This is a genomic window from Thermomonas hydrothermalis (assembly GCF_900129205.1).
Classification (GTDB): Bacteria; Pseudomonadota; Gammaproteobacteria; order Xanthomonadales; family Xanthomonadaceae; genus Thermomonas; species Thermomonas hydrothermalis.
Genome location: NZ_FQUK01000055.1, coordinates 1 through 10785, shown reverse-complemented (window position 1 = coordinate 10785; position 10785 = coordinate 1). Strand labels below are relative to the sequence as shown.

The 10785-nt window shown below is 65.6% G+C and carries 11 protein-coding genes and 1 pseudogene; 5 read left to right on the top strand and 7 right to left on the bottom strand.

Features of this window, described 5'->3' with window-relative positions; all coding sequences use genetic code 11:
- The coding region (locus BUA29_RS11100) for a transposase (protein ID WP_143148930.1) at positions 1-243 on the bottom strand (243 nt) is incomplete at its 3' end.
- A 147-nt stretch (positions 244-390) separates the two neighbouring features.
- Between BUA29_RS11100 and BUA29_RS11095 the strand changes: the two genes are divergently transcribed.
- On the top strand, positions 391-1746 hold the full coding sequence (locus BUA29_RS11095) for a calcineurin-like phosphoesterase C-terminal domain-containing protein (protein WP_072756604.1): 1356 nt from the start codon (positions 391-393) through the stop codon (positions 1744-1746).
- A gap of 146 nt (positions 1747-1892) precedes the next feature.
- On the opposite strand, the gene mtnC is transcribed toward BUA29_RS11095, so the two are convergent.
- The 4 genes from mtnC to BUA29_RS11075 are packed head-to-tail and all read right to left on the bottom strand — an operon-like array spanning position 1893 to position 4550.
- Positions 1893-2597, bottom strand: a complete 705-nt coding sequence (gene mtnC / locus BUA29_RS11090) for an acireductone synthase (RefSeq protein WP_072756603.1) — start codon at positions 2595-2597, stop codon at positions 1893-1895.
- A complete protein-coding gene (locus BUA29_RS11085) occupies positions 2594-3151 on the bottom strand; it encodes a 1,2-dihydroxy-3-keto-5-methylthiopentene dioxygenase (protein WP_072756602.1) in 558 nt (185 codons plus the stop codon). The genes mtnC and BUA29_RS11085 overlap by 4 nt, the downstream gene beginning before the upstream one ends.
- A 38-nt stretch (positions 3152-3189) precedes the next feature.
- Positions 3190-3828 (bottom strand): methylthioribulose 1-phosphate dehydratase, encoded by a 639-nt coding sequence (locus BUA29_RS11080; protein ID WP_072756601.1) that lies wholly within the window; start codon positions 3826-3828, stop codon positions 3190-3192.
- 56 nt (positions 3829-3884) lie between these two features.
- The gene (locus BUA29_RS11075; protein ID WP_072756606.1) at positions 3885-4550 is read right to left on the bottom strand and encodes a class II aldolase/adducin family protein; all 666 of its coding nucleotides are present in this window, start codon (positions 4548-4550) and stop codon (positions 3885-3887) included.
- A 139-nt stretch (positions 4551-4689) separates the two neighbouring features.
- Here BUA29_RS11075 and BUA29_RS11070 point away from each other — a divergent pair, with 139 nt between their 5' ends.
- Complete coding sequence (locus tag BUA29_RS11070; RefSeq protein WP_072756600.1) at positions 4690-5010, top strand: high-potential iron-sulfur protein; 321 nt, start codon at positions 4690-4692, stop codon at positions 5008-5010.
- Between the two features lie 117 nt (positions 5011-5127).
- On the opposite strand, the gene BUA29_RS11065 is transcribed toward BUA29_RS11070, so the two are convergent.
- A complete protein-coding gene (locus BUA29_RS11065; RefSeq protein WP_072756599.1) occupies positions 5128-6711 on the bottom strand; it encodes an amino acid permease in 1584 nt (527 codons plus the stop codon).
- Between the two features lie 147 nt (positions 6712-6858).
- Here BUA29_RS11065 and BUA29_RS11060 point away from each other — a divergent pair, with 147 nt between their 5' ends.
- Complete coding sequence (locus BUA29_RS11060; RefSeq protein WP_072756598.1) at positions 6859-7428, top strand: NUDIX hydrolase; 570 nt, start codon at positions 6859-6861, stop codon at positions 7426-7428.
- A 102-nt stretch (positions 7429-7530) separates the two neighbouring features.
- On the opposite strand, the gene serA is transcribed toward BUA29_RS11060, so the two are convergent.
- Positions 7531-8772, bottom strand: coding sequence for a phosphoglycerate dehydrogenase (gene serA, locus BUA29_RS11055; protein ID WP_072756597.1), 1242 nt, complete (start codon positions 8770-8772; stop codon positions 7531-7533).
- 112 nt (positions 8773-8884) lie between these two features.
- Here serA and BUA29_RS11050 point away from each other — a divergent pair, with 112 nt between their 5' ends.
- Together BUA29_RS11050 and BUA29_RS11045 are read left to right on the top strand one after the other, a co-directional pair.
- Complete coding sequence (locus BUA29_RS11050) at positions 8885-10270, top strand: FAD-binding oxidoreductase (protein ID WP_072756605.1); 1386 nt, start codon at positions 8885-8887, stop codon at positions 10268-10270.
- 228 nt (positions 10271-10498) lie between these two features.
- Positions 10499-10785: pseudogene (locus BUA29_RS11045) on the top strand (ISL3 family transposase); the annotation flags it as partial.

Sequence of the window (10785 nt, the reverse complement as noted above, 5' to 3'; positions counted from 1 at the left end):
GTCCACCAGCGCCTCTTCCATCGCCGGATCAGACAGCGCGTACCACTGCTGCAGGAAGTGGATGCGCAGCATCGTCGCCAAGGGGTAGGGCTGTCGGCCGGGACGGCCCATCTTCGGGTAGTGCGGCGCGATCAAGGCCAGCAGCGCCTGCCACGGCACCACCTGCTCCATCTCCGCCAGGAACACCTCACGCCGCGTGCGCTTGCGACCCATGCCTTCGGCATCACCGAACGATAGCTGCATCGAACTCACCCTTGAACCGATGACCCATTCTCGCTGAAAGTGGCGGAGTTGTTCAGACCTTCCCTAGTGCAGTCAAGTCCCGGCGATGCATGAGCATGAGTACGCGCCGAGATTCCGTCGGTCACCTTTGCCGCGCCATAATGGGCCATGCGCATGCGATGGCTGATGGGGTGTCTGCTAGGGCTGGCCGGGCTGGCTGGCGGGGTGCATGCCGGCTGCGTGCCGGTCGAAATCGAGCGGGGGCAGCCGTTGCCGGCTGTCGATGGCGGGCAGGGGCCGGGCTGTTTTCGCTACCAACGGGTTGCTGCCGCGCTCGATGGGGCTTCGGCGCAGGTGCTGGTGTTCGGTGATCCGCAGGTGAAGTCGCCGGTGGATGTCACCTATTTCCTGCGCGATATCGTCCAGCCGCTGCAGGGCCAGCACGCGGCCCGGCTGGGCATCACCCTGGGGGATCTGGTCGATGATGTGCCGGCCCTGTTGCCGGAGGTGAAACGGGTCACGGCCAGCCTGGGCGTGCCCTGGCTGTATGCGCCGGGCAATCATGATGTCGATCCCGGCGCAGTGCGTGACGAGACATCGCTGACGGCATTCCTTGCGGCCATCGGCCCGGACACCCAGGCGCGGCAGAGTGCGCTGGTCAACCTGGTGGTGCTGGATGACGTGATCCTGCAGCCAGGGCAGACCCCGGCCTATGTCGGTGGCCTGCGCGAGGATCAGTTCGCCTTCCTCGAGCGCTGGCTCCCCACGCTGGCCAAGGATCGCTTGCTGGTGCTGGCGCTGCACATTCCGCTGTTCGACAGAGATGGCCGCGAAACTTTCCGCCACGCCGACCGGGAACGCTTGTTTGCGCTGCTGGCGCCGTTTCCGCATGTGCTGGTGTTGAGCGCGCATACCCATGGCCAGCGGCATGTCTGGTATGGCCAGGCCGAGGGCTGGCGAGGCGCTCGGCCGCTGCATGAGTACAACGTCGGCGCCGCTTGCGGTGCGTATTGGTCCGGGGTCAAGGATGCCGACGGCATTCCCGACACGACGATGGCCGACGGTACGCCGAATGGCTACGCGGTGTTGACCGTCAAGGCGGGTGGCGAGTACGCGCTGGCCTGGCATCCTGCACGCGATCCGCAGGATACCCAGATCGGCCTGCACGCCCCTCGGGTGTTGCGCCGTGGCGCGTATCCGGCGTGGGGCGTGTTTGCCAACGTGTATATGGGGGATGACGACACCCGCGTCGAGTTCCGCGTCGATGACAGCGATTGGATGCCGATGAAGAAAGTGCTGCAGCCGGATCCGCGCCTGCTGGCCGAGAATGTGCGCGACGACGAGGCCACCGCACTGCGCGGCTATGACCGCTCGCCGGAGGCGGAAGCCTCGCCACATCTCTGGCGCGCGGCGCTGCCCACCAGATTGGCTGCCGGCGAACACCGCATCGAGGTGCGCGCGTTCGACCGCTGGCGCGGCGAGGTCAGAGCCACGACCACCTATTCGCTGCTTGATGCCCGTTGATGCCGGGCTGATCCCGTTCCTTTTGCGCGTCGCACCTCACATTGCCATCACGACATGCCCGCCGCAGGTGTGGTGACAGCGCGTATGTGCGCGATCGCGACACACGCTGGCCAGCAGCGTGCGTACACCGGCGTGTGGGCGGTGCCTCAACGGCCCAGGTCGGGATCGATCTCGGCGAATGATTCCACCCGCACATGGCCGTGGGTGGCTTCGCCCAGGCGCGGCTGCGGGTAGTCGTCGCGGCGGTCGATCAGCACGGTGCGCAGCCCCGCGTCGCGGGCGGCGTCGAGCTCGGCGACCACATCGGACAAAAACAGCAGGTCAAACGGCGCGCTGCCAAGCTGCTCGGCGATGCGGCGGTAGCTGTCGGGCTCGCGCTTGCCGCCGATTTCGGTATCGAAGAAGCCGGAAAACAGCGGCGTCAGGTCGCCGGCCTCGGTGTGCGAAAACAGCAGCTTCTGTGCCGGCACCGAGCCGGAGGAATACACCGCCAGCCGGTGGCCGGCCGTATGCCAGGCTCGCAGTGCGGGCAGCACATCGGGGTAGAGCGGGGCAAGGAAGTCGCCATCGCGGTAGCCGGCCTCCCAGATCATGCCCTGCAGGGCTTTCAGCGCGGTGTGTTTGCGGTCCTGGTCGATCCAGCCCTGCAGGGTCTCGACGATCACATCATCGTCGCAGGCGCCGGCGGCGATCTCCACCGCCACAGCGTCCAGCCAGCGACGCACGGCCGGGTCGTGTCGGTGTGCCTGCACGAAGGCCGGGAGCCGCGCACGGGCGTATGGGAACAGCACATCGCGGACGAAGGCGATGCTGGACGTTGTGCCTTCGATATCGGTCAGAAGGGTGCTCACCGGGCCTGACCTTCTTCGTAACGTGGGAAACGGGCGGCGATATCGGTGCCGGTGAAGTGGCCAACCCAGCCGTCCGGTGAGGTGAAGAAGCGGATGGCGACGAAATACGGCCGTGGCCCCATGTCGAACCAGTGGCGCATGCCATCTGGCACCGAGATCAGGTCACCGGCCTCGCACAGGATTTCATACACGCGATTCCCGACGTGCAGGGTGAACAGGCCGGAGCCGGCCACGAAGAAGCGCACCTCGTCTTCCTTGTGGTAATGCTCGTCGAGGAACTTGGCGCGCAGTGCTTCGCGATCGGGGTGATCGGGGGCGATGCTGACCACGTCCACGCTGTTGAAGCCGCGGGCTTCGACCAGCCGGTCGATGTCGGCCTGGTAGGCCGCCATGATCGCTTCCGGCGGGTCGCCCGGCTGGACCGGGTGGGCCGGCTGCCAGCGTTCCAGCTGAACACCGATCCGGGCTAGCTCGGCGGTCATGGTGTCCAGCGCATCGGTGATCAGAATCGGCGCCTGCGGCGCATGGTCTTCGAAAATACGCAAGCGGCTCATGTCAGGTTCCCTCTACCTCTGATTTCGCCAGAGGCGTGTTAGCGCACACCTAGCCGGCGCAGTTCCAGCTCGCAGCCGAGCATGAACTCGAAGGCATCCAGATGCCGGCGGGCTTCGTTGATGTCGCGGCCCCAGGCGTACAGACCGTGCCCGGCGATCAGGTAGCCCCAGGTGTTGGGCTGGGTCAGCACGGCATCGACGCTGGCGGTCAAGGCGTCCATGTCCTGCGAGTTGGGCACCACCGGCAGATCCACTTCGGTTTCGTGGGTGGTGTGGCCACGCAGGGCCTTGAACAGCTCGTAGCCGCGCAGACGGATCCGGCCTTCGCTGGCATACAGCAGGCCGGCGATGGTCTGGTTAGGGGAATGGGTGTGCAGCACGGCCCCCACCTCCGGAAACTTGCGGTACAGGTGGGTGTGCAATGCGGCTTCGGCAGACGGGCGGTGGTGGGTGGCAACCGGGCGGTTGGCCATATCCACCACCATGATGTCGGCCTCGGTCAGGCGGCCCTTGTCCTTGCCGGAGATGGTGATGGCGGCGTGCTCCGGGCTCATCCGGATCGAGAAGTTGCCAGCAGTAGCCGGCGTCCAGCCCTTGGCCGCCAGTTCGCGGGTGTGCTGAATGATCTGGGCGGCGCAGCCGGCAAACAGAGTGTGGTCGAATGCGGGGGTATCCATCGGTGCAGTGTAACGGTTGCCGTGTGCGTCACATATGACGATTTGGCAGCAGCCGATCAGATGCGTTCAGGTGTCCGTTGCTGGCCGTAATAGCGGAATTTTTCCAGCACCAGGGCCATTTCTTCCGGTGGCAGATTGCGGGTTGGGCCGACACTGCGGGCCAGCAGATATTGCCGCGCCAGATTTTCCACTTCCTCGGCCAGTGCATAGGCCTCCGCCAGTGTTCTGCCGGTGGCCACCTGACCATGATTGGCCATCAGGCAGGCGCGCAGCCCGCCGTCGAGCGCGCGTAGCACATTGTCTGACAGGGCGGCGGTGCCGAAGGTGGCGTATTCGGCGCAGGGGATGTGGGTGCCGCCAGCCACCGCCACCATGTAATGGAACGGCGGGATGCCCTCGCCCAGGCAGGCCAGTGCGGTGGCGTGCGGAGAATGCGCATGCACCACTGCATTCACATCGGGAAACGCATTGAGAATCGCGGCGTGAAAGCGCCACTCGCTGGACGGGATCAGCTGCCCGGGCGGGCAGGTGCCGTCAGCATCCAGATAGACGATGTCCTCCGGCTGCAGACGGTCATAGGCGCGGCCGGTGGGAGTGATCAGCAGCCCGTTGCCCCAGCGCAGGCTGGCGTTGCCGGACTTGTGCAGGGACAGCCCACTGGCGTTCATGGCGCGACAGTGGTCGATCAATGACTGGCGGGCGGCGCGCTCGTGGTCGTGCATGCAGCGGCGGGCAGAAAATGACCAGACAGAATAGCCCAAATCGGCACCATCCGGCATTGATCCAGGGCAGTGTCGTGGGGTGGCAAAGGGCGTATCGTTGCAGGTGTACCCTTTTCCCTCACAACCCACGAGGTGTTCCATGACGTTTGACCCCTCCCGTCGCCGCTTCATGACGCTGGCAGCGGTTGCTGCGGCAGCGGCACCCATGGCATTGCGCAGCCTGCAGGCCCAGGCGGCTGATCTTCCCAAGCTGACGCCGGCTGATCCTGCGGCCAAGGCGCTGGCCTATAGCGAGGATGCCGCCACAGTCAAACATCCGGCGTTCAAGGCGGGCAGCCATTGCGCCAACTGCAACTTCTTCAAGGGCGCCGCCGGTGCCGCTTATGGCCCGTGCCAGCTGTTCCCCAAGAACAGCGTGTCTGCCAAGGGCTGGTGCAGCGCCTGGGCCAAGAAGGTGTGAACCAGCCTCAGGTGGCGCGCGTGCGCGCCGCCTGCGTCCAAGCGCTTTCCCAGATACAACAAAACCCCGGCATTGCCGGGGTTTTGTTGTATGACGGGTTGACCCATGCCTGTGGCGTCAGTCCTGGATTGGCGGCACCGGCTTGGGGGGGGCGTTGGTATCGGCCTCGGGGACTTCCACCACGCCGCGTGCCAGATGGCTCTTGCGGTAGCCGTACAGGAAGTACAGGAGCAGGCCGATGCCACCCCAGACCGGAAGCACCATCTTGGCCTCGAACGGCAGGTTGACGTAGAGGAAGATGGTGCCGGCGGCTGCCAGCGGGGCCACGATCCACACCAGCGGGGTGCGGAACGGGCGGTGCCGGTTGGGATCCTTGACCCGCAGGATCAGCACCGCCACTGCCACCATGAAGAAGGCGAACAGGGTGCCGGAGTTGGAGATGTCAGCAAGCTGGCCAACCGGGAACAGGGCGGCGGCAATCGCCACGAACAGCCCGGTGAGCAGCGTCACCTTGTGCGGGGTCTTCCATTTCGGATGGACGTCGGCCAGTTTTTCCGGCAGCAGGCCATCGCGCGCCATCACGAAGAAGATTCTGGTCTGGCCGTAGAGCATCATCAGAATCACCGATGGCAACGCCAGGTTGGCGGCCAGACCGACCAGATCACCGATGCGTTCGTGGTGCATCATCCGCAGCACGTGCGCCAGCGCCTCCTTCGAGCAGACCAGCGGTTCCTGCCCCTGCGCCAGCAGGGCCTGGCATTGCGCCACGAACTCCGGCGAGCCCGGCTGCACGCCCGGGGCGGTGGGCTGGGCGCCGATCACGCCGACGGCGCCTGCGGCCACCAGCAGGTAGAACACGGTGCACACGCCCAGGCTGCCGATCAGGCCGATCGGGACGTTGCGCTGCGGGTTGCGGGTTTCCTCGGCGGCGGTGGAGACCGCATCGAAGCCGACGTAGGCAAAGAAGATCGAGGCTGCGGCGCCAACGATACCAAGCCCGGATCCGTTGCCATTGCCAAACCAGCCATTGGGGGCGAATGGTTCGAAGTGGGCACCATTGATAACCGGCAGGGTCAGCGCGATGAAGGCGGTCAGTGCGGCGATCTTGATGGCCACCAGGATGGCGTTGACGCGTGCGCTCTCGGTGGTGCCGATCATCAGCAGCCAGGTCACGCCGAGTGCAATCACCACTGCCGGCAGGTTGAACACGCCGTGGCTGAAATCCACGTGTGGCAGGCCGTTTTTGAACGCCCACGCCGGGCCGGACGCCAACGCCGCAGGGAGCTCGAAGCCGGTGGCGCTTTTCACCAGCCCCATGAAGTAACCAGACCAGCCCACTGAAACCGCCGAGGCGGCCACGGCGTACTCAAGAATCAGCGCCCAGCCGACCATCCAGGCCAGCAGCTCACCCATCACGGCATAGGTGTAGGTGTAGGCCGAACCGGATACCGGCACCATCGAGGCGATCTCGGAGTAGCACAGTGCCGCCACGGCGCACACGGCACCCGCGATCACGAAGCTCCACATCATGCCGGGGCCGGCTTTCTGGGCGGCGGCGGCGGTGAGTACGAAAATGCCGGTGCCGATGATGGCGCCGATTCCCAGCAGGGTGAGCTGGAGTGCGCCGAGCTGGCGGGTCAGCGATTTCTTTTCGGCGGTTTCAAGGATCTTGTCGAGCGGTTTGACACGCTGGAACAGCATCAGAAGGCTCCCCGTGAAGTGGTGCAAGGATGGCCGCCGCGCAGGCCGCCACAAGCCGCCGACCTTATACGCATCCAGGGTCTTGGCACAAGCGCCGGGCGTCACTTCGGGGATAATGGCGCCCATTCAGTCAGCAGGATCACGCCGATGGGGGATGCACGCTCGCGTTTTCGCCAGGAACTTGTGGCCTATGCAGCACAGTGTCCGGAGCAGGCAGCGCCGTTCCTGGCATTGCTGGATGATCCGCAGGATCCGTTCCGGCGCGAGCGCCTGGCCGGGCATTTCACAGCGTCGTGCTGGCTGGTGGATCGCACGGGCACGCGGGTGCTGCTGACCCATCACCGCAAGCTGGGGCTGTGGTTGCAGCTGGGCGGGCATGCCGATGGCGACCCCGATCTGGCGCGGGTGGCCTTGCGAGAAGCGGAGGAGGAGTCCGGGCTATCCGGTCTGACCCTGGTGCCTGGCATCTTTGATCTCGATCGGCACTGGATTCCGGACTATCGCGGTGTGCCTGCGCACTGGCATTACGACGTGCGCTACGTGGTGCGTGCCGGGGTCGATGAGGCGTTCGTCGTCAGCCCGGAGTCGTTGGCGCTGGCCTGGCGCGACATTGGCGAGCTGGCGCAGGATGCAAACGCCGATGCTTCGGTGCGGCGCATGGCGGGCAAATGGCTGGCGCAGCGATCAGCGCATCCGCACCGGCTTCAACAAGCCTGACAGGCTCTGTGGCACATGCACATCAAGGCTCGCCCGCGCAGTCAGCGCGGGCGCAAGCGTGCGGCGACGTGGGCTTGGCTAGGGTGGCCTCGACGCAGACGTTCAGTACAGCACCCGGGTACGCAGGGTGCCGGGGATGGCGGCCAGCGCATCCTTCAGGAGTTGGCCCTGGGCTGGATTGGCGTTGACGTCGATCACCACGTAGCCCACCTTGGGGTGGGTGCGCAGGAACTGGCCATCGATATTGACCTGATGCCGGCTGAAGACCTCGTTGATCTGCGACAGCATCCCGGGCACGTTGCGATGGATATGCAGCAGGCGCAGGCTGCCCTCGTGTTCGGGCAGGGCCACTTCCGGGAAGTTCACTGCCGACAGCGTGCTGCCGTTGTCGCTGTAGCGGATCAGCTTGGCCGCCACTTCCGTGCCGATATTGTCCTGCGCTTCCAGGGTGCTGCCACCGACATGCGGGGTCAGCAGCACGTTGTCAAAAGCGCGTAGCGGTGATTCGAAGCCGGGGCCATTGGCCTCCGGTTCTACCGGGAACACATCCACGGCAGCGCCGCCCAGCCGGCCCTTGGCCAGCGCATCGGCCAGGGCGTCGATATCCACCACGGTGCCGCGCGAGGCGTTGATCAGATGGGCGCCAGGTTTCATCCGTGCCAGTTGCGGGGCAGCGATCATGTGTCGCGTCGCTGGCGTGTCCGGCACGTGCAGGGTCACCACATCGGCACGGGCCAGCAGGTCATCCAGCCCGGCGGCCGGTTGTGCATTGCCCAGCGCCAGTTTGGTCTGGATGTCGTGGAAGATCACCCGCATCCCCAGGGCTTCCGCCAGCACCCCGACTTGGGTGCCGATGTGGCCGTACCCGACGATGCCCAATGTCTTGCCGCGCACTTCATGGCTGCCGTCGGCGCTCTTGTTCCAGATGCCGCGATGGCAGTCGGCATTTTTCTGCGGGATGCCGCGCATCAGCATGACGGTCTGCGCCACCACCAGTTCGGCGACGCTGCGGGTATTGGAATATGGCGCATTGAACACCGGAATGCCGGCCAGTTCGGCGGCATCGAGATCGACCTGGTTGGTGCCGATGCAGAAGCAGCCGATGGCGATCAGCCGGCGCGCCTCGGCCAGCACCTGGGCGGTGAGCTGGGTGCGGGAACGGATGCCGATGATGTGGGCCTCGGCAATGCGCGTTTTCAGTTCAGCGTCCGGCAGCGCCTTGGGATGCCATTCGATTTGGGTGTACCCGGCGGCGCGAAAGGCCTCTACGGCGGTCTGGCTGATCCCTTCCAGCAGCAGCACGCGGATATCCTGCCGGGGGAACGAGGTCGTTTTCGGGGGCATGCGGGAAATCGGCAAGCGGTGAAGGGAAGGCGACTATAGCCAGAAATCCAGCGCCATTGTTGCGCTGCGTCATGGTATGGTCGGCCGGTTCTTTGCGTTGCCAGCACCTGCCATGTCCGATCCCCGTCTTGCCTCCCTGCGCGCTGCCTTGCCGGGCCTGCGCCTGCTCACCGATCCTGCCGACCTTGAGCACTACGGCCGCGACTGGACCCGGCGCTGGACGCCGGCGCCGTTGGCCATCGCCTTGCCGGATCGCGTGGAAGACGTGCAGGGCATCGTGCGCTGGGCCAACGACGCCAGGGTGGCGGTGGTGCCGTCTGGCGGCCGCACGGGTCTTTCAGGCGGGGCCGTGGCGGCCAACGGCGAACTGGTGGTCAGTCTGGAGCGGATGCAGCGGGTGTTGGGCGTTGATCCGGTGGATCGGACCCTCACCGTGCAGGCCGGCATTCCGTTGCAGCGGGTGCAGGACATCGCCCGTGAACATGGGCTGCAGTATCCGGTCGACTTTGCCGCACGCGGCTCGGCCAGCATCGGCGGCACGATTGCCACCAATGCCGGCGGCATCCGCGTGCTGCGCTATGGCAACACCCGCGCCTGGATCGCTGGCCTCAAACTGGTCACCGGGACTGGTGAACTGCTGGAGCTTGGCCGCGCCCTGATCAAGGATTCCAGCGGCTATGACCTGCGGCATCTGGTCATCGGCGCCGAAGGCACCCTGGGAATCGTGGTGGAGGCCACGCTTTCGCTCACCGAGCCTGCCCCGTCCGGCCAGACCATGCTGTTGGCATTGCCTGGCTTCGAGGCCCTGATGGCAGTGTTTGCCTTGTTCCGGGCACGGCTGCGGTTGCAGGCATTCGAGTTCTTGACCGATGTGGCCCTGCGCCATGTGCTGGCCCACGGCGGTGGCCAGCCCCCATTTGCGCAGCCCGCCCCGTATTACGTGGTCACCGAGTTCGATGCCGGCCCTGATGCCGAGGCCGAAGTGCTGGCGTTGTTTGAACAGGGGCTGCAGGACGGCGTGATCGTGGACGGCGTGCTGGCCACCAGCCAGGCGCAGGCAGCGCAACTCTGGCGCCTACGCGAAGGCATCACCGAAAGCCTTGCCCGCTACGTTCCCTACAAGAACGACGTGGCCGTGCGGATCTCGGCGATGCCGGCCTTTCTGGCCGAGGCGCAGGCACTGCTGGCCCGCGAATACCCGCAGTTTGAAGTGGTCTGGTTTGGCCACATCGGCGACGGCAACCTGCACATCAACATCCTGAAACCTGACGCCATGACGCAGGCCGATTTCGTCGCCGACTGCGATCGCGTCACCAAGCTGCTGGCCGAGCTGCTGCAGCGCCACGGCGGCACCATTTCCGCCGAGCATGGCATCGGACTGGTCAAGAAACCCTACCTGTGGAGCACCCGCAGCCCGGCGGAGATTGCGGTGATGCGCGGCATCAAGGCGGTGCTAGACCCGAATGGGATCATGAATCCGGGCAAGCTGTTCGACTGAGAATCCCCGCGCCGCGTCATTTGTGCGTCACAGGTAGAAGCGTGGCCGGGCTGAAGCCGTGTTCTGGGCCAGCTCCGTCACCGCCAGGGCGTAAGGGTTCCGCACCTTCGCGAACCTGCGCACTATCATCGACCTCGCCCGCGGCGGTCTGAAGCTGCCGGGATTACCTTTTGGCCTCTTTTCAATTTCGAGTGGGTAAGCTGGACCTGAGCAGGTACGGGATCGGGTATGACTGACAAGCTGTTTGAGGCTGCCTTGGGGGTCTCTCCGCCGTGGCAGGTGACGGGCGCGGACTTCGATTTGGCGGCCAAGACGCTCACCATCCGGGTGGACTTCATCGCCGGCAGCCGCTTCGCGCTGGCTGGCGTGGAGGGCCAGCATCCGGTTCACGACACCGTCGCCAAGCGTTACCGGCACCTGAACTTCTTCCAGCACGAGTGCTTCCTGGAAGTGCGTATCCCCCGGGTAAAGCTGCCCGATGGCAGCGTCCGCCAGGTCGATCCGCCGTGGGCCGG

Excerpts from the sequence above, each read along its gene's own strand:
- BUA29_RS11080 (WP_072756601.1), bottom strand. The coding sequence starts at position 3,828 with ATGGATACCCCCGCATTCGACCACACTCTGTTTGCCGGCTGCGCCGCC.
- serA (WP_072756597.1), bottom strand. The coding sequence starts at position 8,772 with ATGCCCCCGAAAACGACCTCGTTCCCCCGGCAGGATATCCGCGTGCTG.
- BUA29_RS11060 (WP_072756598.1), top strand. The coding sequence starts at position 6,859 with ATGGGGGATGCACGCTCGCGTTTTCGCCAGGAACTTGTGGCCTATGCA.
- BUA29_RS11050 (WP_072756605.1), top strand. The coding sequence starts at position 8,885 with ATGTCCGATCCCCGTCTTGCCTCCCTGCGCGCTGCCTTGCCGGGCCTG.
- BUA29_RS11075 (WP_072756606.1), bottom strand. The coding sequence starts at position 4,550 with ATGCACGACCACGAGCGCGCCGCCCGCCAGTCATTGATCGACCACTGT.
- BUA29_RS11095 (WP_072756604.1), top strand. The coding sequence starts at position 391 with ATGCGCATGCGATGGCTGATGGGGTGTCTGCTAGGGCTGGCCGGGCTG.
- BUA29_RS11085 (WP_072756602.1), bottom strand. The coding sequence starts at position 3,151 with ATGAGCCGCTTGCGTATTTTCGAAGACCATGCGCCGCAGGCGCCGATT.
- BUA29_RS11065 (WP_072756599.1), bottom strand. The coding sequence starts at position 6,711 with ATGCTGTTCCAGCGTGTCAAACCGCTCGACAAGATCCTTGAAACCGCC.
- BUA29_RS11070 (WP_072756600.1), top strand. The coding sequence starts at position 4,690 with ATGACGTTTGACCCCTCCCGTCGCCGCTTCATGACGCTGGCAGCGGTT.